The following is a 20656-nucleotide window of genomic DNA, read 5'->3' as shown; positions in this document are numbered from 1 at the left end:
CGCCCGGGCCACGCGGACAGCGATTTCGCCACGGTTGGCGATGAGCACCTTGCGCACAGTAGGTCTTCTCCCGATCGGCTCGCGTCTGCACTCTCGTTCTCCAGCCTTGTGAAAGGCCCCTGGTGACATCGCACCGGACTATGCCTTCAAGCTTCGGCGGCGGCGAACGGCCGTTCAAGGGAGCTGATTTCAGGAATCGGTCAGATTCAACAAGCCCATGGCGACTGTGTGGGAAAACAGCCAGGTGAGTGTCAGAAACTCGTCAGGCGACCTACGGACGCAGGCCACACGGGGCCTGCGTCCGGCGGGCTGGGCGGCAGGGTGGCGCGAGGACCGGCAGAAGACGCGAATACGCCGGATCCCGCCTGCTGGGGCCCTTCTGATGGATCTCCGGGAGACAGGGAGCGTCGTCCAGGTCGATCGTCAAGCCACAGCAGCAGCCGGCCGCGCCGGCCCTCCGCGCTCACCTCGCATGAGCTCACGTCGATTGCAGAGTTCTGCGGTACCAGTGCGCCGTGTGCCGGAAGTCGTGGTCGAATCCGGCGCCGGGATCGCTGCGGACGTCTGCCCAGAGCGGCGTGCTGTCAAAGACGTGGTCGGTCGTCAGCATGTCGAGCGCGGACAGGTCCTGGTCATTCTCCGCCAGAACGGCCCGGGCCTGTTCGACGGTGAGTTCCCGCTCCGCCCAGGGTGTCCCGATGCACCCGGCCAAGGCCCGCAGAAGGGCTTCCGCGGTGACGGGCACCGGGTGGGCGGCGTGGTAGACGGACGCGGTCAGGGCAGAGGCGGGCGCGAGGGCGGTGGCCACCAGCAGCCCGGCCAGCTCCCGTACGGCGATCAGCGACATGCGCGAGGGCCAGCCCGCCACCGTGCCCGGCAGGGTGCGCAGGAGCCGGCCGACTCCCGGGCCCACCCACATGTCCCCTTCCCCGTAGACCAGATGGGGCCGCAGGACGACGCCCCCGGCCGCAAGCACGGCGTCCTCGGCGCGGGCGCGGGTGTGTGAGGTGAATGATCCTGGGTTGCGGGTGAGTTCCTCGGGCCGACTGCCGCGGAAGGTCCCACGGCCGTAGACGGACGTGGTGCTGAGGTACACGATGCGGGAGACGCCCGCGCGGCGTGCCTCGGTGACGAGAGCGGCGGTGCCGCGGGCATTGACCGCCTCGTTCGCCTCGGCGGTTCCGCCGATCCGGGAGGCGCAGTGGATCAGGATGTCGACGCCCTCGCAGACTCCGCGCAGAGTCGCGGGGTCGGACAGGTCAGCCGGGACGGTGCGGGGGCCGGATACGGAGGGGGACACGGGCCTACGGTGCGACATGAGCCGCAGGTCGACCTTCCGACGCTCGGCCTCGCGGCGGACGTGACCACCCACGAAACCGGATGCACCGGCGATCAGGAGAGTGGGCGCGGTGATGCTCTCCCGGGGTGGCCGGTTCATCGGGTACGGGATCTCAGGACGAGTTCCGCGGTGAAGACGGCCTTCTCCTGCTGCGAGCCGCGCACCCGTACCAGGACCTCGCCGGCGGTGCCGTGGAGGACCGGTTGCGCCTCGATCCAGCAGGGGGCGTCTAATTCGGCGTAGCGTGTGAAACCGCTTTTCAGACCGAGCAGGAAGGCGTCGGGCAGCCCGGTCGAGGCGAGGGCGGCCTGCCGGGCAGCCTCCAGCAGGACCATGCCGGGGACGTGGTCCACCGGGTGGTCGAAGTAGGTCGGGTGCGCGGTGTCGACGCGCAGTTCCCAGCGGTTGCCGATGCCCGGTTCGGGGCGGGCCAGGACGACATGCGAGGCACTGGTGTGGCCCACGGCGCCCGGGTCGATCGCCGGCGGCGCGGTTCGGGCCGCGGTGGTGGGACGCTCACCGCGCAGCCGCCGGTACACGTCAGGGCTCAGGCACCGGAAGGCCGCCCCGGCGGTGGCCAACGCCCGGCCGTCGCGCACGACGGTGACCTCGTAGCGCATCCCGGTGAGTGAGCCGCCCCGCTGGACGATGTCTCTGCATGCCGTACGCATGTCGATCTCGGTGGGGGCGGCGTCCGCGACGAAGAGTTCGGGTTCGGCGGTGAAGGACATGTCCCGCATCAGGAACTGGTGGCCGAAGGGGACCCCGAACTCGGCATGAGCGAGGAGCGATCCGATCTGGCGGACGGACTCGCTCAGGAGCATGGGGTCCTGGTAGCCGCCGTCCGGCGCGAACAGAGCGTGGCTGCGCGGCCACTGGGCCCTGACCGCGAAGCTGTCCTGGCCGCCCGAACCGGCCGGGGCTTCGGCCTCCCAGCCGGTCAGCAGCACTTCGGATACGGCAGCGCGGTGGACGAACTCGCGCGGAACGGTGGTGGTGAGTCGCGACGTCTGGCGGAGGTACGGCATGTGCAGTTCTCCTGTCAGTTTCCGGGCAGGGGGAACCAGCCGTACGCCGACAACCTCCCCCGTGGCCGACGGCCTCCAAGATACAGACAGGTCGGTTCGTTTTTTCAAGTAAAAATTTAGTCACCAAGCGCGACGATCACCTCTCGCCTGCCGGCGAATCACACCGAACTGCCCACTCGAGCCAGGACGTCGCAAAAATAGGCAGGATTGTACGATTCCCATGGAGGCCGGCCCAGGCCGGATCGGCCTTCCACCCGCCCCCGCCGCCCACTCAACTCATCGCATGAGCTGCACCTTTACGGTCCCCACGGGAATGCCGACCCACGACTGACGCCCACTCGATCGATCAAAGGTCGTTGACAATCAGACAAGTCTGTTTGCTAACCTCGTCGCCGTGAGCGTTCAGCAGTGCGTGATGACGTGACTGCGTATCTGGAGGGGGCAGATGAATCGCCAGGCAGACCTACTCGAACGAATACCGGAGCAACACCACCCCCGCCGCCGGGAGGTGACCCCGCCCAGGCCGGCGCTCGCCCCGCAGGCCGCGGACCAGGAAGCAGCGCCCCTGCGTGTCCTGGTCATCGAGAGCGACGCCCGGACCGCCGACACACTCCTCAAGGGCCTGGCGCGGCAGAGCTACACCGCCTGGAACGTGGCCACCGGCACCGAGGCGCTCCGGGCGCACCGCGACGCCGATCTGATCCTGCTCGACCTCGACCTGCCCGATCTGGACGGCCTGGAGGTGTGCCGGGGCATCCGGGTGGTCAGCGACACCCCGATCATCACCGTCACCACCCGCGGCTCGGAACTGGACCGGGTACTCGGACTGCAAGCCGGCTCCGACGACTACCTGGTCAAGCCCTACGGCTTCCGCGAGCTGCTGGCCCGGATGGATGCAGTGCTGCGCCGGGTGCGCTCACAGCCGACCGCCGCACCTCAGGTACTTCGCCACGGTTCGCTCCATATCGACGCGAGTGCCCGCGTGGCCATGGTGGAGGGGCAGCCGGTGGACCTGACCCGCAAGGAGTTCGACCTGCTCCATCTGCTGGCCTCGCAGCCCGGCACCGTCATCCCGCGGCGGCAGATCATGGCTCAGGTCTGGGACGACGCCTGGTCCCCGCGCGGCCGAACCGTCGACACCCACATCAGCAGCCTGCGAGCCAAACTCGGCTCCAGCAAGTGGATCACCACGGTACGAGGAGTCGGCTTCCGGCTGGGCCATCCCTAGGGCCCGTCCGGAGCCACCCTGCGAGCCGTACCGGAACGGGAAACACCCCTGAACGGACAGTAACTCGGGCGCCCTGGCATCAGGGCGCCCGAGTTATGATACAGGCAAGTCTGTTCAGGTGAGGATCCGGTATGGCTCAGCAGGAACGCGGCAAACGATCGAGGTACTCCATTCTGCTCGCAGCCGCTCAAGTGTTTGACGAGCGTGGCTACGATGCGGCGAGCACCACCGAGATCCTGGCCCGCACCGGGCTCACCCGCGGTTCGCTGTACCACCATTTCCCCTCCAAGGAGGCCATCGCCCTGGCCCTGGTGGACGCGCACGCCGAGGCCCTGGAGGTGCCGGACCAGCCGATGAAGCTCCAGGCCGTGATCGACGTGACCATGGCATTCGCCAGGCGGCTCCAGTACGACCCGATACTGCGCGCGAGTGTGCGTCTGACGGTCGAGCAGACCTCTTTCTCCTCCCCGCCACAGACCGCCTACGATCAGTCCAACGCCGCCATCCTCAAACTGCTGGGGCAGGCCAGGGAGCAGGGCGAGATCCTGCCGGGTGTCGACGTCGGGGCGGCAGCGGCGACCATCGTCGGCTCCTTCACGGGCCTCCAAATCATGTCCCAGGCCTACGCCAACCGTGCGGACCTGCCCGAACGGGTCACCACGTTCTGGCAGTTCATGCTGCCGGGGCTCGCCACCCCGGGCCTGATCAGCCGACTGCGCATCACCCCGCCGCCTGCCGCCGAGCAGGACTGAGCCGCAGCTCGGCGGCGTCAATCACGCTCCCCCTTCGCCGGGACGTACAGCGGACGCAGAAGTTCCCACAACCGCTGCGAGGTCTCGCCGTCCCACCAGCGTGGGTCCGTATAGCCCAGGGCCACCAGCCCGGCGGCCAACACCACGACCAGATCAGCCAGATCCTGCGCAGGGTGTACAGGATCCTGACACCCGTCGGCGACCCGTTGGCCCGCGAGGGACAGCAAGTCGTCACGGAGACACGGTGGCCCGACCGACCCGTCCGCAGCCAGCTGCATACCTGCCCGGACGACCTTCTCCGTTCGCAGGGCCTCGCCGAGCGCCACGAAGAACCGTTCCGGCGCGTCCGTCGCCGACCCCTGAAAAGCCTCGCCCGTCAGCGCGACGACCCTGCTGTGGGCCTGGTCGTACACGGCGGCGGCCAGTGCCGCGGTCGAGGCGAAGTGATGATAGAGCGCCCCACGGCTCACCCCCGCCTTGTGGCAGATGTTGATCAGGCCCGCATCGGAGGGCCGGCCGTCCGCGATCAGCTCGGCCGTGGCACGGACGAGAGCCTGACGGGTGCGCTCGGACCGTATCTGCATCAGGCACCCGCCATCTCTCTTCTTTCTCGGCCGCCACCGTGGACGGACACACTCACGGCGCCGCAGCGGCGCGCCTCTGAATCATACAACCATGCCTGTTTTGCTGGCACTCATCACGCGGGGATTCTCGAGGCACCTTCAAGCATTCCTCAAGCCCGGGTGCACATGACCTGGTTTCATCGGAAAAGTTCCTTCAACGGCAGATTGCGCCGTCACCCCGACCGGCGGCGGTGCACACGCATCGGGCAGACCCGCGTCCGTCCCAGCCTGCGCGAACGGGTGTACGGACCCCTCTGGAAAGCGTGGCCGTCCGAGGCAGCCCGGGGTCAGCAGCCGGTGCGGCGCGGGTACGGTACGCCTGCCTTCCAAGGACGTGGGGGCCGCGGCCCGCCGGCCGGTGAACCGGTGGGTGACGATCCCGCGGCCCCGGCCTCGTCGAGTCGCTACGGTGGAGTCGAGAGCGCACCGCCCTGCTGGATGCGCCCGCCGCGCGCGGAAGGCCGGCTCACGGAGGACCTGGACCGCCCCCCGAAGCACCCCGCCAGGCCGAACTCATCGGGTGCGCGTTCGACGCTTCATCCGGCGCAGGGCGGCGACCCGGTCACACGTTGAAGCAGAACGACTACGGTAGCGCTCCCACCTGCGGAAACAGGCCTCGGCGAGATCCCGCATCCTCCCACCGCACAGCCGGACAGCCAGGAGGTCGGGTCGCCGGACGCCGACGTCTGCACCACGCCCACGAGGCCGAGGAACACAGAAGGGGTCGGGCTCATCAGAGCCCGACCCCTTCCGACCTGCACGCTTGATGAACCATCTAACGTGCGGTAACTGGACGGCTACACATTGAAGCGGAACTCCGCCATAAGGCTTTGACCTGTGGAAATGCCCGATTATCCAGCACCGATCCAGCACGGGCGCCGCGACTGAGTACAAGAAGATCCAGGGCGCCAAGACTACGCACCAACGATGTGGGCCGCACAGCACCCCAACGTTGTAATAGTTCATGTACTAGACTGATGTCATGAAGTCACCCCGTCCCGGAGGCACGGAGAACATCTCCGTCTCGATGCCCTCGGAACTCCTCGGCGCTCTGCGCACACGCACCGGCAAGCGCGGCGTGTCCGCGTACGTCACAGCGGCGGTCCGGCATCAGCTGGCGATGGACGGCCTCGCCGAGATTGTGACCGCCTACGAGGCCGAGCATGAACCGTTGAGCGAAGCCGAGGTACAGGCCGCGCAGCGCGAGTTGTTCGGTGACGCACCGGCGCCGTACGCGTCCGGCGACAGCGCCGCATGAAGGAACCCGCGGCCAGGTCCCTTGTTCTGGACTCCCAGGCACTCTCGCTGCTCCTGCGCAACGACCGCCAGATGGTCACCCGGATCGAGGCCGCTCGGCGGGTAGGCGTGCCCGTCCTCGTGTCGGCCCTGACCGTGGTGGAGGCCGTCTACGGGAAGACGGACACCGCCCGGCTGCACTGGGTGCTCTCCCGGCTTCAGGTCAAAGACGTCACTCAGGCTGACAGTCTCACGGCGGTGCAGTTGCTGAGCGACGCCGGTGGCCTGCACGGCCACAAATACGCCATCGACGCTCTCGTCGCCGCGATGGCGCTCCGCGTCCCGGCGCCCGTCCTTGTGCTGACCTCGGACCGCGACGACTGGTCGAAACTGTGCGGTGACCGCGTGCAGATCAAGGACGTCTGAACTTGGCGTTTGCCAAGTTCGCCGCGCGCGGGGTTGATCACCTGCGGGACGGTCCCAGCTCTCCCGCCCGCGCTCCGGTTTGGAAGCGCGAGGCCGCATCCAGGCAGCGAGCAGTTCGGCGATCGGGGGCGGTGCATGCGCAGCGACATGCCCAATTCCCGTGCGGCTGTCTTGTCGGTGACACCGACGCCAAGGACACGCACCCCCTGGCGGTCTGGTCGCCGACGCGAGGGACGAGCAGCACGACTGTCAGTCCAGCGAGGGGGGCCGCCCGTCCGGTCCCATCCCGCCCGTAAGATCGAAGGCTGAGCCCGTGTGTTCAAGACGGCCACCTGCGGCACGCCGGGTCCGGTAGGAGTCGGGCCATCGCCTGGGCGGCGCTGTGGGCAGCGGCAGCCCAGTGCCGCCGCATCATGACCTCATAGGCGCGTACCGCTTCGTCGATGGTGTCCTCGGTGACGAGGGCCTGGGCAAGGTCCGCGCCATCCAGCAGGACCAGGTTGGCCCCGACGTCGGACGGGGGCATGAGGTGGGCGGCGTCGCCCAGCAGCGTGATGCCCGAAACGTGGTCCCAGGTATACGTGGGCAGCGCGTGCGCGGGGCGGTGGGTGAAGCCGCCCTCGCCGGCCCGCATGAGGTCGAGCAGGCGCTCGTCCCAGCCGTCGTACAGGCCCAGCAGAGGTGTTCGTACGGCCTCGGCGTTCTCGAGGTCGATGCCTCTGTGCCAGTACTGGGGGCGCGGAATGCGGCGCGGAGGTGAAGGCGGCCTCGGCCGTCGTGCCGAACCAACAGGGCTTTGGAGTCGGCGCGGGCCACCATGTCGCCGTCCCGAAGATGCGCACTTCCCGGCTTCCGGAACCGGCACGGCCAGGGCTGCGGCTCGGTGGGACCGGGCTCGCCGTCGTCGTCCTGCTGACCCTGCCCCGCCACGACCAGAGAGCACGGCCGGCCTCAAGCCCCTCCCACCCGACGTCAACGGCTCTTCGCGCACACCCCTACAAGGAGCGAACCATGCACGCCGACGACCCACTGCTGCAGATCCTCGCCTGCCCGATCGACAAAGGCCCACTCACCCTGCTGGAGGAGGGCGCCCTCTACAACCCTCGGCTGCGCCGCCGCTATCCGATCGTCGACGGAATCCCTCAACTGCTGCCCACCAGTGGTGAGCCGGTGCCGCAGGAAGAACCGGCGGTTGCGGACGAGTAGCCACGACGCGGCCCGAAGCACACGTTCCCGTTGTCGCCCCCAGGAAAGAGGCCATAGCCCATGAACAGACTTGTCGCGATCCTCGTGACCTGTGTCGTCGCCGTCACGCTCGCCGTCGGAGCCGCCGTCGGCATCGTCGCGGCGCTGACCGCCACCCCGGAGCAGGCCAATGTTCCCTTGGTGTCCTTCCCGGAGGGGCAGTCCTCTCCGTCGGCGCCATGAACGCCACGCATCCGCACGTCACTTGTACGGCTTCGCCGACTTGAGCAAATGGCTGGGCCGCCCGATCGCGTCACCGTGTCATCGGGTTGCGGTCGGCTCTCTGAGGAGCGCGTCGGCAAGGTGCGTCAGGCTGCTCAGTGCGGTGTCGATGGGCACCGCCTCGGGGTCGAGGAGCGACTGGTAGACGGCGCCGCGCAGCGCGCTCACGACGAGCATGGCGGTCGTGGATGCGTCGACGCTCGTCACTGTCTGCGAGATGCCCTGCTCGATCGTGCGGCGCAGTTCGCGATGCAGGTCGGCCATCCTCTCCCGCAGGAACGGGGTGGGCAGCACCGCCTCGAACATGAGGACGTACAGCGCGCGCATCTGGTCCGGGTTACGGCGCCAACTGGCGCGCAGCTCGTCGAAGAAGCGATGCAGTCCCGCGGCCCCGGTCTCCTCTCCGACCGCAGGGACCAAGGTGTCCCCGGCCCAGACGACGGTGATGCGGTCCAGGAGCGACGCAAGCAGACCTTCCTTGGAACCAAAGCGCGCCGTGACGAGCGCGGGGCTGTAGCCGGCCCGCTTGCCGATCGCCGTGAGCGTCATCCGCTCGTACCCGCCTTCGGCGATCAGCTCGGCCGCGGCGTCGAGCAGGCGGGTCGTGGACAGCTCCGAGCGTGTCTGCTTGGGAGTGGGTGGCGCGTAGGGGCTGGTCATGACAGACAGATTACCTCACAAAATAATGTGACCAACCAACCATATTCCACGGCGATGCCACCTTTCCTTGGCCCCGGGCCACCCCTGCCCCTGCCCATGCCCATGCCCATGCCCATGCCCATGGGTGGTCGCAGGCAAGGGAGCGGAGCAGCTCCGAGGGCGGGGCCCATGCCGTCAGTGTCCGCTGCGACGGCATGGGCCCCGCATTCGCTCACCGGAGCTTGTCGGCAAGCCAGTGGTTGATGGTGCGCGTTGTGGAGTCCGCGTTGCGATGGAGTGCCAGGTCGTGTCCCGCGTCAGGGATGACCTTCACTTCGGCGTCAGGGCTCGCGGGGTAGGACGCCGGCTCCGCGGCGACGGCCTTGTCGCGTTGGTCGGGGTTGAAGAAGGAGAAGTCATGGTCCCCGATGACCGACAGGACCGGGACACTCACGTCCTTACTGAAGACGCCCTTGTTCCACTCGACCTGGAAGTCGGCGACCTCTGCCGTGGTGGTGGTCTGCTTGGCCGCGTCGTCGGCCTTGACGGTGCTCAGGTCGGCGTTGAAGGGCCAGTAGAACAGGTGGCGCAGACCGTCCTGGGTGGTGAGGTAGCCGGACGGTACCGGGTGATTCTCGAACTTCGGGTCGTCGGTCGCGGGTTGGATCAGGATGCCGAACAACCCTCCGGCGACGCCGGAGTGGTGGAGAAGTCCGGTGGCAACGACCGCGTTGACGTCCTTGTAGGTTGCCGCCTCCTGGATGGCGATCGCGCTGCCCAGGGAGTGGCCGACCAGCGCGACGGGCAGCCCCTTGTAGGTGGCCTTGAGCCTGGTGACGAGTTCGTGGACGGTGCGGGCGTGAGCCACGTCGTTCAGCTTGTCCGCGGGCGGGCGGCTGGAGTTGCCCGTCCCCAAGCGGTCGACGGCAACCGCGATCCAGCCGTTCTTGGCCGCCTGGCGGGCTTCCGAGACCCAGCCGCGACTCGTCTTGAGGTCGAAATAGCGGTGGTCGTACGTGGCGCCGGGCACCATGACCTGGATACCACGGGCGGTTCAACGCGTCGGCTCATAGATCACCGCGCTCAGCCTCTGATCTTCCGGCCCGCCGGCGGTCAGCGCGACCTGCTCGGTGATCGTGTGGCGCTTGAAGTCCTGGTAGCCCTGGGGGCGATCGGTCGCGGCAGCCACGCCCATCGTGGCGAAGGCGGCACCAGCGACGACAGAAGTGCCTGCAACGACGAGAGCGATTCTGCGGGCCGTGCGGCGCCGCAGCGTAGTGACAGTCATCAATGTTCCTTTTGTGTTTGATGTTTGGGTCTGGTGCTGTTTCGCCGTCGCGGACAGGACGGCGGGGCGCGACTGCCGGCAGCGAAGGACGCCACGCGAGCGACCGTGGCCATGGCAGAGGCAGAGGAGCGACGGCACCCTCGGGCGGTGCGGCGCGGGGGCGTTCGTGCGTGGCGCGGCCTGGAGTCAGGCCCGCGAACGACGTCATGCGGCGCTCTTGCGCACCGCGGTTGCGCGGCAGGGCAGCGCAGGCGCTCCCGGTGCGCGAATGTCGTCGAGTGGATTGCCGTCGACGATGAGCAGGTCGGTCCAGGCGCCGACGGTCAGGCTGCCGAACCCGCCCTCCGTGCGCAGCGGGCGGGCGGCCGTGGTCGTTGCGGCAGGGAGGAAGTCGGCGGAGGGCCGGACCCGGACGCGTTGCGTGGGAACTTTCTTGCCGGCGTTCGAGGGCGCTCAGGCGAGTGAGGCGACACCGCCACTGATGAGCTACTGCAGAGGGACGGCGCCCTTGCCGAACCCGCTCCGGGCGGCAGCGCTTACCGCCTCGACACCATCGTCGATGCGGGCGGCGAATGCGGAGTGATGCTGAGAGCAGGGCAGCGCGTCGTCACCGAGCGGGCGAAGCTCCCCGTGCCCGCCCGTCCAGGACGGCGCCTTGCCACCGGGGATCGGGCGGGTGCCAGTGGACAAGGGCGTCACTGGGCCCCGGCATGACGGTCGCGCCGGTCGCGTCCGGCGCTGGCATGTCCTCGGTTGGGGTGGGCGGGCGCCCTGTGCCGCGGGCGGCAATACGCCCGGCGGCGGCCTCCAGCCACGAGGTGCCGGTCGGCTCACTGCGGTCGAGCAGCAGTTGGGTGTGGGTGTTCAGCAGGCGTGCGGGCGGCGCTGTCATGCTCGGTTTCCTTCCAGTTGTCCTTGGCTGCGGTCGGCGGCCCTGCCGTCAGAGGCTGAGACGACGTCCATGGCGAGGGCAAGAACAGCGACAGCCCATGGGCGCGCTGTCGAAGAAGTCGAATTCCGGCAGTCGGCACTGCCGTACTGCCATCAGGAAAGAGCCACCATGCCTCCTGCAGACGAAAGAGAGGAGCTGGCGCTGCAACACTAGATGCATAAAAGCCGTCCATGCAACACTTGATGCATGACTTCGCGTCACCACCGCAGCGCACATCAAGCCGCCACGACGAGCGGAATCGGGCACCACTGCCCGGCAGGCTCCCTGGAGGCACCCCAGTACGCCGGCTACACACGGGCTGACCTTCATGGACGAACCGAACACTGCCGTCGTCACCGCCCTGCGGGCCGGTGCCGATGCCTGTACCGCCTGGCAGAATTCGCCACGGCGGCAGGAGCTCGCCCTGGGGATGGCACTGTTCCTCGACTCCATCGACGCCATGAGCACCCGAGAGTTCCACCTCGCCCATCACAGCGCGGCGGAGTAGACCCGCCCGGCACCCGAGGAGAAGAGGCGCAGTGAACATCGAGGCATGGCTGGCCGACCGCAACACTCGGGGGACGCTCGGCACCCAGGCCGAACGTGTCGTCCACGTCCTTGCCCGGGCACCCGAGAGCGCCAGCTACGCCTCGGCCCGCGAAATCGCCGAGCGCGCCGGTGTCAATGTGTCCACTGTGGTCCGCACCGCCCAACAGCTCGGCTTCGACGGCTGGCCCCAACTGCGCGAGGAACTGCGCGCCCGCTACCTCGCCTGCGTCTCCTCAGGACACGTCTCCTCCGGTCCTGCCGCCGACCCCGCGGCTCAGATGCTGCGCCAGGACGCCGGCAACATCAACGCTCTCGCCACCGTCGACAATCTCGCCGCCATCCGCGCCACGGCCAAGGCCATCAAAGCCGCCCGCCGCACCCTCGTCATCAGCTCCGACAGCGGAGCCGGTCCCGCCCACATCCTCAGCCACCTCGGCACCATCGCCGGCCACGACATCCAGCTCGCCCTCGACGCCTCCACCAGCCAAGCCGTGCACGTCGCCAGGCTGGAACCAGGTGACTGCCTTGTCACCCTCAACGTCTGGCGTCTGACCCGGCCCCTGCGGGGCCTGACCCGGCTCGCCAGGGAGCGCGGTGCCATCGTCTGCGTCTTCACCGACCTTCGCTCTTCACCCCTCGCCGAAGACGCCGACCACTTGATCGTCACCCCCATCGAAGGCATGCACGCAGGCCCCTCCGTCACCGCCGTTGTCGCCGCCGTGCAGGCCGTCATCAGCGAGCTCATGGACGACGATGCCATCCGCTCCTCAGGCCGGGTCCAACAAATGTGGCAGTACCTGGACCTGATGGACGACCAACCCTGAGCCGGCCGGGCCGGGTACGACCCCGGTCCGACCATGCGTGAGGGCGCCGCGCCCGCTCACGACAGTGGAAAGGGCGCGGGAGCCACGACCCGCGGCCCGGCCCCCTGACACGCCGCTCCGCACCGATCTCGCGAGGCGGGGCCGGGTCATGAGGCGCGACGCAAGGCGGCGGCCTGCCGATCCGGCCGGTTTCGTCAGGGGCAGCCTGAGGTGGTGAGCGAACTGGCGCGCCGCCCTGACGGACCAGGACGGCACGCGCGGGTGGCTCAGCCGTCGGTGCCATCGGCGAAGCGAGGACCCACAGAGCGCGCGTCTGGTGCGCGTTGCGGCGCCAACCGGCACGCAGCTCGTTGATAAAGCTGTGCAGCGCGGCAGTCCTCTCCACTCTCTGACCGCCGACGCCAGAGTGCGGCCGGCCCACCCCCGCTCGAACCCCCTCCCTTCCGGCGATCAGCTCGGCGCGGTGTCAAGCGGTCGGATCGTGGACAGCTCGGAGTGTGACCGCCGGGGAGCCGGAGAGCCGGGGCACGTAGAGGCCGGCCATGACGGACAGGCCACCTCACAGAAATAATATGGTTGACCAACCACATTTTCGTGTTACGTTGACGTCATGAACTCCCACGAACAGGTGCTGGAGCCGTCGACGTTTCCTACGCGGACCCACGGACGCCAGTACGAGGACTTCCAGGTCGGTGAACACCTGGACCATCACTGGGGGCGGACGCTGACGGCGGGCGACGCGACGCTGTTCGCGACCACGACGCTCGCCTACAACCCCCTCTACTTCAACGCCGACCACGCCCGCGCCGAAGGCCACCGTGACCTGGTCGTCCACCCCCTGCTGGCGCTGTGCACGGTCGTCGGCCTCAGCGTCGAGGACCTCTCGGAGGCCGGCGGTCCGTTCCTGGGCATCGACGACCTGGTGTTCCACCGGCCCGTGCATCCCGGCGACACGCTCTCGTCGAGCAGCACCGTCCTGGACAAGCGGCCGTCACGGACGCAGCCGGGGTTCGGCATCGTCACCTGGCGCACCGAGGGCCGCAATCAGCACGGCGAGCTCGTGGTCGCGTTCACCCGTTCCAACCTCGTCGTGATGCGAGAGGCACTGCAATGACCAACATCTATCTCACACCCGAGCGGCTCGAGCTCCAGGCGCGGGCGCGGGAAGTCGCGATGACCGAGGTACTGCCGGTCGCCGACAAGCTCGATCCGCGCGGTGAGGACATCCCGGACACGCTCATCGAGCGGCTCGCCGCCGAGGGCTACTTCGGGATCCGGGTTCCGACCGAGCACGGCGGCCTCGGGCTGGGTGTCTTCGAGTACGCCCTGGTCACGGAGGAGCTGTCGCGTGCATGGATGAGCGTGCCGAGTCTGATGGCACGTGCCAACGGGTTCGGCTGCCAGGTCACCGACCCCGAGCGGCGCGCCGAGCTGCTGCGGCGCAGTGCCCGTGGTGAGTGGATCGGGGCCTTCGCCGCTTCCGAGCCGGGGGCGGGGTCCGACCTCGCCGGAGTCGCCTGCCGTGCCAAGCGGGACGGGGACCACTGGGTACTCAACGGCGAGAAGCGCTGGACCGGCAACGTCGTACGTGCGCACTTCATCGTCCTGGTCGCCCGCGAGCGTGACCCGGAGCCCGGCGAGCACCGTGCGGCCGGCCTGGTCGCGCTGCTGATCGAGAAGGAGCCGGGCACGCTGCCAGAGGGGATGACCGCCACCCCGATCGACAAGATCGGCTACCACGGCATCACCACCTACCAGCTGCGCCTGGACGACGTACGGGTGCCGCTTGCGGCGAATACTGAAGGCAACGCGTTCGCCGAAGTCGTCCAAGGGCTCAATGTCGCGCGCGTGCACACCGCCGCGCGGGCGGTCGGCCTCGCCCGTGGGGCGCTGGAGGACTCACGTGAGTACCTGCGCGAACGCCGTCAGTTCGACCGGCCGCTGGCGAGCTTCCAGGCGCTGCGCTTCGCCCTCGCGGACATGGCGGCCGACATCGAGGCGGCCCGCGCGCTCACCTACCAGGCGGCGCATGCGCTGGACACCGGGGACGAGACCGCCACCCTGCCGTCCATGTGCAAGCTGGTCGCCACCGAGATGGCGGTCCGCGTCACCAACCAGGCGATGCAGCTCCACGGAGGCAACGGCTACACGACCGAGCGGCGCGTGGAGCGCTACTGGCGCGACGCCCGGCTGACCACGATCTTCGAGGGTACTTCCGAGATCCAGCGCACCCTGATCGCCGATGACCTGCTGGGGCGTAAGCGATGACCCGATTCGAGGACTTCAAGCCGGGTGACCGCATGCGCCACGCCCGCGGTTGCACCATGACCGACGTCGAGGGCCAGCTGCTGTCGAAGCTGGTCATGAACTCGGCCCAGGCGCACTTCAACGACGACGCCATGGCCGGCACTCCGTTCGGCAGCCGCATCGTGTTCGGCCTGCTCAGCGCCTCCGTCACCATCGGGCTCGCCACCCAGGACACCGCCGAGGACGCGATCGCGGAGGTCGCGCTCGACAAGCTGCGGTTCCGCTCCCCCGTGGTCCACGGCGACACCCTCTACGCCGCGACCGAGGTGCTGGCGACCGAGCCCGCACCCGACCGCGAGGACGCCGGCCTCGTGCGCTTCAAGCACTGGGGCTTCAAGCCCGACGGCACCGTCGTCTTCGAGGGCGAGCGCACGGTCCTGCTCAAGCGCGCGAGCCACCACCCCAGGGAGAACCGATGACCACCCGCCTGCGCCGCTCCGAACTCGCCGTCCCGGCCTCCAGCGAGAAGATGATCCGCAAGGCTGCGGCCAGCGACGCCGACCTCGTCTTCCTCGACCTGGAGGACGCGGTCGCCCCGCCCGAGAAGGAGAAGGCCCGCGAACTCGCGATCCGCCTCCTCAACGAGCTGGACTGGGGCCACCGGGTCCGTGCCGTGCGGGTCAACGACGCCCAGACTCCCTGGGCCCATGACGACGTCATCGACGTCGTCACCCGCGCCGGACACAACCTCGACGTCCTGATCCTGCCCAAGGTCAAGGCCCCGCGTGACGTGTGGTTCTTCGAGACCCTCGTCGAACAACTGGAGGCCAAGCTCGGTCTCACGCATCAGATCGGCTTCGAGATCCTCATCGAGGAGGCCGAGGCCCTCGGCCGGGTCGAGGAACTGGCAGGCTGCTCGCCCCGGTTGGAAGCCCTCATCCTCGGCTTCGGCGACCTCGCCGCCAGCCTCGGCTTCCGCTACGGACATGTCGACGACCCCGCCCTCGCCTACCCCGGCGACCCCTGGCACCATGCCCGCGCACGCGTCACCGCCGCCGCGCGTGCGCACGGCCTGGAGGCGATCGACGGCCCCTACCCACTCATCGGCGACACCGACGGATACCGCACCCAGGCAGTCTGGGCCAGCACACTGGGCGCGACCGGCAAGTGGGCGATCCACCCCAGCCAGATCGAGCCGGCCAACGCCGTCTTCTCCCCCACCGAGCAGGAGATCGCGATCGCCCGGCAGATGTGCGCCGCCCAGGAGTCCAGCGACGGCGCCGCCGCCGCGCAGGGTGCCCTCGTGGACGCCGCCACCACCCGCCTGTTCGGCGCGGTGCTCCAGCGGGCCGAGCTGATCGAGGAGCGCGCGCGATGAGGCCGACCGACGTCATCGACCGTGCGGCCCGGGCGCACCCCGACACCGTCTCGCTGATCTGCGGCGACGAGCGCGTCACGTACCAACAGCTCTACGACCGCTCCTGCCGCGTCGCCCAGGCACTGCACGCCCACGGATTCACCCCCGGCATGCACGGCGGCGTCCTGGCCCCCAACGACATCGCCGGCTTCGTCTGCGCCCTCGGGCTGATGCGCGCCGGCGTGACCTGGGTGCCACTCAACCCCTACGACGCGATCCCCCAGGTCGGGCTTCTGCTGGAGCGGCTGGACGCCGACGTGCTGTTCGTCCACTCCGCCTACCGCGAGCACATCGACGAACTCCGCGACGCGGCCCCCGGGGTCCGCGAGGTGATCCTCTACGACACCGACCTGGACGACTGGCTCGGCGACGCACCGCCCGAAGACGTCAGCGGCCCGGGCGTCGGCGACCCCGACGCGATCGCCGCCATCTACCCCACCAGCGGGACCACCGGTCTGCCGCGCGGGGTGATGCACGACAACCGTCGCTTCGCGTTCTTCATCAACGCGCTGGCCGACGAGGCGAAGGCCATCGACGACGAACGGCCCGTCTTCCTCGCGGCCGCCCCCCTCACCCACGTCTCCGGCCGGATCGCCCTGGCAGCCATGCAGCGTGGGGGGACCGTGGTGATCCTGCACCGCCCGGGACTCGACACCCTGCTCGACACCCTCGAAGAGCACGAGGTCCGCTCGACCATGCTGCCGCCGACGGTCCTCTACGCGATCGTCGACATGCCCAGCATCGAAAGACGCTTTCCCGCCCTGCGGCAGATCAGTTACGGCGCGGCACCGATCCGTGTGGAGAAGCTCAAGCAGGCACTGGAGCTCTTCGGCCCCGTGTTCCGGCAGGGCTACGGCCAGACCGAGGCGCCCATGCTCATCACGGCGCTCCCCGCCGACGAGCACATGGTCGGCGGCCGTCCCGCGCCCGACCAACGGCTCTCCAGCGTCGGCCGGCCCACCAAGGTCGCGACCGTGGCGATCCTCGGCGACGACGGCCGCGAGCTGCCCCCGGGCGAGATCGGGGAGATCTGCGTACGCGGCGACTTCGTCATGGTCGGCTACTACAAGGACCCCGACGCCACAGCCGACGTGTCACGCGGCGGCTGGCACCACACCGGCGACGTGGGCTACTTCGACCCCGAAGGCTATCTCCACCTCGTCGACCGCAAGAAGGACCTCATCATCAGCGGCGGCTTCAACGTCTACCCCGCGGAAGTCGAGCGCGTGATCGCCGAGATCCCCGGCGTCGCCGACGTGGCGGTCATCGGCGTCCCCGACGCGCACTGGGGAGAGGCCGTCACCGCCGTCGTCGTCGCCAAGACCGGCGAAACGATCGACGTACAGCAGATCATCGAGCACACCAAGGCCACGCTCGGATCGGTCAAAGCCCCGAAGCGGGTCGAGGTGTGGCCGTCGCTGCCCCGCAACGCCACCGGCAAGGTGCTCAAGCGCACCATCCGCCAGCGCTACGAGGACAACTCCCTCTAGACGCAAGGCCAGTAGCACATCACGACGGGTCGTCGGCTGCCTTCTTCGCCCACGCCAGGATCTCCGCTGTTCACCTGTGACACGGGATGGTGCCATGACTGACATACCGCACGCGCCAGGCAGCGTGCACGACCAGGACATGCCTCAGCGGCTGCAGGAAGTGATAGCGGCCCGTCTCGATGCGCTCCCGGTGGGACGCTGGCATCGCCGCGTACTGGCCGTAGTCGCGCTGGGGGCCTTCTTCAACTTCTTCGAGATCGCCCTGGGGAGTCTGCTGGTGCCACTGCTGCCGGCCGGCTGGACTGTGACCACGACGGACAAGGCGCTGCTCATCGGAGCCACCTTCGCGGGCGAGTTCGTGGGCGCGTTGCTGCTGTCCGGACTCGCCGACCGGTACGGCCGACGTACCATGTTCCAGCTCAACCTGATCGCGTACGCCGTCTTCTCCATCGGTGCCGCCTTCGCCCAGGACGCGACCTCACTCATCGCCCTCCGTTTCCTGCTCGGTATCGGTCTCGGTGCGGAGCTGATCCTCGTGGACTCCTACCTGACCGAAATGATGCCGTCCGCCCGGCGCGGTCACCTCCTCGCCACCGCCTACGCCCTGGGCATGACCGCCATCCCGGTCGCGGGCGTGCTGGCCACGACGTTCCCGCAAGCGCCGTCGGGTCTCGCGGGCTGGCGGTGGTTGATGCTCTTCACCGCCCTGGGCGCCGTGGTCGCCTGGCTGGTCCGACGCAACCTGCCGGAGTCACCACGCTGGTTGGCCGTCCACCGGCCCCAACAGGCGCTGGATGTCATGACACGTATCGAGCGGGAGACGGGGCACTCACCGGCACCGGGTGGCGACACGTTGATCGCCCTGGAGGTGAGCGCGACGGCATCGTCGCCGACGGAAGCACGGCCACGCCTGTGGAGTCCGGCCCTGCGCAGCCGCACGACCCTGGTGTGCGTCATGCAGTTGCTCGGTCCCATCGGTATCTACGGCTTCGCCTCCATCGCCCCTCTGGTGCTGATCGAGAAGGGCTACACCGTGGTCGACTCGCTCGCCTACACGGCCATCGGCGCCCTGGGCTACCCCCTGGGTTGCTACGTCCTGATGCACCTGACCGAGCGGATCCAACGCCGTACCCTCGTCGTCGCCTCCGCTCTCGGCATCGCCGTCACGGGCATCGTCTTCGGCGCCGGTACGAGCGTGTGGGTCATCCTGCCCGCCGGGCTGCTCATGTCCCTCGTCAGCGTGGTCAACGCGACCGTGTCACGGACGTACAGCGCGGAGTTGTTCCCGACCGGCATCCGCAACACGGCGCTCGGTCGCACGTACGCGCTCTCCCGGCTCGTCGCGGCCGTCCTGCCGTTCTGCACGCTCGGGATTCTCGACGCGCTGGGCCCCACCCTTCTCTTCGTGTGCTGTGCCGCCCTGATCACGACGATGGGCATCACCGTGGCGGCCTTGGGCCCACGCACCAACGCCGTACGGCTGGACACGGTCTGACGCCTCAGCGGACGGCTACGCGGCCGACCTGCCGCACGCCAACCACCGCGCAAGCAATTGCCCTCGCGGTCGGCCTGACCTGTACTGGGACCCTCGACTCGGAGTGAACCCGCAACACTCACCCGGGTCGTGCGCTCCGACGGCGCCTACGGGGAGAGCCGTCGGGCCCTGAAACAGCGCACGACCCAGCACGGGCGCCCTCCGTGAATCCCAGCACGAATCCAGCACGGTAGGGATGAGCAGGGGTGATGACAGGTGACGAGAGGTCAGAAAATCCAGCACCTAACCAGCACGGTAAAAATCCAGGGGCCTGACCCCGAAGAGCCAGACCCCATTTGACCTGCATGTTTGCCAGATCAGTGAAGTGGTGTTAAGTCACCGGCTAGACATTGAAGCGGAACTCCACGACGTCGCCGTCCTGCATGACGTAGTCCTTGCCCTCCATACGGGCCTTGCCCTTGGCGCGGGCCTCGGCGACCGAGCCGGTTTCCACCAGGTCGGCGAAGGAGATGACCTCGGCCTTGATGAAGCCCTTCTGGAAGTCGGTGTGGATGACACCGGCCGCCTCGGGGGCCGTCGCGCCCTTCTTGATGGTCCAGGCGCGGGATTCCTTGGGGCCGGCCGTGAGGTAGGTCTGCAGGCCGAGGGTGTCGAAGCCGACGCGGGCGAGGGTCGCGAGACCGGGCTCCTCGGCGCCGACCGACTCCAGCAGCTCCATGGCGTCCGCCTCGTCCAGCTCGGCGAGGTCCGCCTCCAGCTTGGCGTTGAGGAAGATCGCCTCGGCCGGGGCGACCAGGGCGCGCTGCTCGTCCTTGAAGCCGTCGTCGGTCAGCTCGTCCTCGTCCACGTTGAAGACGTAGAGGAACGGCTTGGTGGTGAGCAGGTGCAGGTCGTGCAGGAGCTCGGCGCGCTCGCCGCCCTGGACGAAGCCCTGCGAGAAGAGGGTGTCGCCCTTCTCCAGGATCTCCTTGGCCTCCTCGACGACCTTGACCTTCGGCGCGACGTCCTTCTTGATCCGCGACTCCTTCTGGAGGCGGGGCAGGACCTTCTCGATCGTCTGGAGGTCCGCCAGGATCAGCTCGGTGTTGATCGTCTCGATGTCGTCCTTGGGCGAGACCTTGCCGTCGACGTGCACGACGTTCTCGTCCTTGAAGGCACGGATGACCTGGCAGATCGCGTCGGACTCACGGATGTTCGCCAGGAACTTGTTGCCGAGGCCCTCGCCCTCGGAGGCGCCGCGCACGATGCCGGCGATGTCGACGAAGTCGACCGTCGCCGGGAGGATCCGCTGGGAGGAGAAGATCTCGGCCAGCTTGGTGAGCCGGGCGTCGGGGACGCCGACCACCCCGACGTTCGGCTCGATCGTGGCGAACGGGTAGTTGGCCGCCAGCACGTCGTTCTTGGTCAGGGCGTTGAACAGGGTCGACTTGCCGACATTCGGCAGACCGACGATTCCGATCGTGAGCGACACGTTGCGACTTCCCGTAGTCAGAGGGCCAGGGGGCCGGTTCCCGTGGTGAGAGGGCCGGGGCGGGCGGGCCAGAGGCCGACCGATCCACCAGTTTACGGCGTGCCGGGCACCGGACCGGCGGCCCTGTCGCACGCATGGCCACGGTCCGTCCCTCGGCGTGTCCGAGACCCGATTCGGCACATAAGCCGACCTAAGTTGGTGCAGTG

Annotated in this window: 22 protein-coding genes; 14 read left to right on the top strand and 8 right to left on the bottom strand. The window is 68.7% G+C overall.

What is annotated here, in order from left to right:
- Positions 1 to 478: 478 nt before the first annotated feature.
- Entirely contained in the window at positions 479 to 1438 is a 960-nt protein-coding gene (locus ABZ464_RS29395) for an NAD-dependent epimerase/dehydratase family protein (protein WP_359281476.1), read from the bottom strand.
- Entirely contained in the window at positions 1435 to 2367 is a 933-nt protein-coding gene (locus ABZ464_RS29390) for a ScbA/BarX family gamma-butyrolactone biosynthesis protein (RefSeq protein ID WP_359281473.1), read from the bottom strand. Before ABZ464_RS29390 ends, ABZ464_RS29395 begins: the two co-directional genes overlap by 4 nt.
- Before the next feature lie 445 nt (positions 2368 to 2812).
- Here ABZ464_RS29390 and ABZ464_RS29385 point away from each other — a divergent pair, with 445 nt between their 5' ends.
- Together ABZ464_RS29385 and ABZ464_RS29380 are read left to right on the top strand one after the other, a co-directional pair.
- Complete coding sequence (locus tag ABZ464_RS29385) at positions 2813 to 3595, top strand: response regulator transcription factor (protein WP_359281471.1); 783 nt, start codon at positions 2813 to 2815, stop codon at positions 3593 to 3595.
- Between the two features lie 131 nt (positions 3596 to 3726).
- Positions 3727 to 4347: a ScbR family autoregulator-binding transcription factor gene (locus tag ABZ464_RS29380; RefSeq protein WP_359281468.1), complete on the top strand. Its 621-nt coding sequence runs from the start codon at positions 3727 to 3729 to the stop codon at positions 4345 to 4347.
- A gap of 17 nt (positions 4348 to 4364) precedes the next feature.
- Here the strand turns inward: ABZ464_RS29380 and ABZ464_RS29375 are convergent, their stop codons facing one another.
- The gene (locus ABZ464_RS29375) at positions 4365 to 4931 is read right to left on the bottom strand and encodes a TetR/AcrR family transcriptional regulator (RefSeq protein ID WP_359281465.1); all 567 of its coding nucleotides are present in this window, start codon (positions 4929 to 4931) and stop codon (positions 4365 to 4367) included.
- A 1021-nt stretch (positions 4932 to 5952) separates the two neighbouring features.
- On the opposite strand from ABZ464_RS29375, the gene ABZ464_RS29370 reads away from it, so the two are divergent.
- Together ABZ464_RS29370 and ABZ464_RS29365 are read left to right on the top strand one after the other, a co-directional pair.
- A complete protein-coding gene (locus ABZ464_RS29370) occupies positions 5953 to 6228 on the top strand; it encodes a hypothetical protein (protein ID WP_359281462.1) in 276 nt (91 codons plus the stop codon).
- Positions 6225 to 6632 (top strand): PIN domain-containing protein, encoded by a 408-nt coding sequence (locus ABZ464_RS29365; RefSeq protein WP_359281460.1) that lies wholly within the window; start codon positions 6225 to 6227, stop codon positions 6630 to 6632. The genes ABZ464_RS29370 and ABZ464_RS29365 overlap by 4 nt, the downstream gene beginning before the upstream one ends.
- Positions 6633 to 6951: 319 nt before the next feature.
- Here the strand turns inward: ABZ464_RS29365 and ABZ464_RS29360 are convergent, their stop codons facing one another.
- The gene (locus ABZ464_RS29360) at positions 6952 to 7266 is read right to left on the bottom strand and encodes a hypothetical protein (RefSeq protein WP_359281458.1); all 315 of its coding nucleotides are present in this window, start codon (positions 7264 to 7266) and stop codon (positions 6952 to 6954) included.
- Between the two features lie 377 nt (positions 7267 to 7643).
- On the opposite strand from ABZ464_RS29360, the gene ABZ464_RS29355 reads away from it, so the two are divergent.
- The gene (locus tag ABZ464_RS29355) at positions 7644 to 7838 is read left to right on the top strand and encodes a Trm112 family protein (protein WP_359281455.1); all 195 of its coding nucleotides are present in this window, start codon (positions 7644 to 7646) and stop codon (positions 7836 to 7838) included.
- A 60-nt stretch (positions 7839 to 7898) separates the two neighbouring features.
- Complete coding sequence (locus ABZ464_RS29350; RefSeq protein WP_359281453.1) at positions 7899 to 8060, top strand: hypothetical protein; 162 nt, start codon at positions 7899 to 7901, stop codon at positions 8058 to 8060.
- A 78-nt stretch (positions 8061 to 8138) separates the two neighbouring features.
- Here ABZ464_RS29350 and ABZ464_RS29345 read toward each other — a convergent pair whose 3' ends face one another.
- The 3 genes from ABZ464_RS29345 to ABZ464_RS29335 all read right to left on the bottom strand — a co-directional run bounded on the left by ABZ464_RS29345 (position 8139) and on the right by ABZ464_RS29335 (position 10026).
- A complete protein-coding gene (locus ABZ464_RS29345) occupies positions 8139 to 8759 on the bottom strand; it encodes a TetR/AcrR family transcriptional regulator (protein ID WP_359281450.1) in 621 nt (206 codons plus the stop codon).
- A 211-nt stretch (positions 8760 to 8970) separates the two neighbouring features.
- Positions 8971 to 9771, bottom strand: coding sequence for an alpha/beta fold hydrolase (locus ABZ464_RS29340; RefSeq protein ID WP_359281447.1), 801 nt, complete (start codon positions 9769 to 9771; stop codon positions 8971 to 8973).
- 21 nt (positions 9772 to 9792) lie between these two features.
- A complete protein-coding gene (locus ABZ464_RS29335; RefSeq protein ID WP_359281445.1) occupies positions 9793 to 10026 on the bottom strand; it encodes a hypothetical protein in 234 nt (77 codons plus the stop codon).
- 1259 nt (positions 10027 to 11285) lie between these two features.
- Between ABZ464_RS29335 and ABZ464_RS29330 the strand changes: the two genes are divergently transcribed.
- The 8 genes from ABZ464_RS29330 (at position 11286) to ABZ464_RS29295 (ending at position 18979) form a co-directional block, all read left to right on the top strand.
- A complete protein-coding gene (locus ABZ464_RS29330) occupies positions 11286 to 11465 on the top strand; it encodes a hypothetical protein (protein WP_359281443.1) in 180 nt (59 codons plus the stop codon).
- Positions 11466 to 11496: 31 nt separating this feature from the next.
- The gene (locus ABZ464_RS29325; protein WP_359281438.1) at positions 11497 to 12330 is read left to right on the top strand and encodes a MurR/RpiR family transcriptional regulator; all 834 of its coding nucleotides are present in this window, start codon (positions 11497 to 11499) and stop codon (positions 12328 to 12330) included.
- 610 nt (positions 12331 to 12940) lie between these two features.
- The gene (locus tag ABZ464_RS29320; RefSeq protein ID WP_359281436.1) at positions 12941 to 13444 is read left to right on the top strand and encodes a MaoC family dehydratase; all 504 of its coding nucleotides are present in this window, start codon (positions 12941 to 12943) and stop codon (positions 13442 to 13444) included.
- Positions 13441 to 14598 (top strand): acyl-CoA dehydrogenase family protein, encoded by a 1158-nt coding sequence (locus ABZ464_RS29315; RefSeq protein WP_359281434.1) that lies wholly within the window; start codon positions 13441 to 13443, stop codon positions 14596 to 14598. Before ABZ464_RS29320 ends, ABZ464_RS29315 begins: the two co-directional genes overlap by 4 nt.
- A complete protein-coding gene (locus tag ABZ464_RS29310) occupies positions 14595 to 15056 on the top strand; it encodes a MaoC family dehydratase (protein WP_359281433.1) in 462 nt (153 codons plus the stop codon). Before ABZ464_RS29315 ends, ABZ464_RS29310 begins: the two co-directional genes overlap by 4 nt.
- Entirely contained in the window at positions 15053 to 15955 is a 903-nt protein-coding gene (locus ABZ464_RS29305; RefSeq protein ID WP_359281432.1) for a CoA ester lyase, read from the top strand. The genes ABZ464_RS29310 and ABZ464_RS29305 overlap by 4 nt, the downstream gene beginning before the upstream one ends.
- The gene (locus tag ABZ464_RS29300) at positions 15952 to 17484 is read left to right on the top strand and encodes an AMP-binding protein (protein WP_359281431.1); all 1533 of its coding nucleotides are present in this window, start codon (positions 15952 to 15954) and stop codon (positions 17482 to 17484) included. The genes ABZ464_RS29305 and ABZ464_RS29300 overlap by 4 nt, the downstream gene beginning before the upstream one ends.
- 94 nt (positions 17485 to 17578) lie before the next feature.
- Positions 17579 to 18979: an MFS transporter gene (locus tag ABZ464_RS29295; RefSeq protein WP_359281429.1), complete on the top strand. Its 1401-nt coding sequence runs from the start codon at positions 17579 to 17581 to the stop codon at positions 18977 to 18979.
- 382 nt (positions 18980 to 19361) lie between these two features.
- On the opposite strand, the gene ychF is transcribed toward ABZ464_RS29295, so the two are convergent.
- Positions 19362 to 20450 carry a redox-regulated ATPase YchF gene (ychF, locus tag ABZ464_RS29290; RefSeq protein ID WP_359281428.1) on the bottom strand — a complete coding sequence of 363 codons (1089 nt, stop codon included), beginning with the start codon at positions 20448 to 20450 and terminating at the stop codon, positions 19362 to 19364.
- Positions 20451 to 20656 lie beyond the last annotated feature (206 nt).

Source organism: Streptomyces sp. NPDC005820, from assembly GCF_040630255.1.
Taxonomy (GTDB): Bacteria; Actinomycetota; Actinomycetes; order Streptomycetales; family Streptomycetaceae; genus Streptomyces.
Note: the sequence above shows the minus strand (reverse complement) of the source record. Positions and strands in the feature narration are given on the sequence as shown.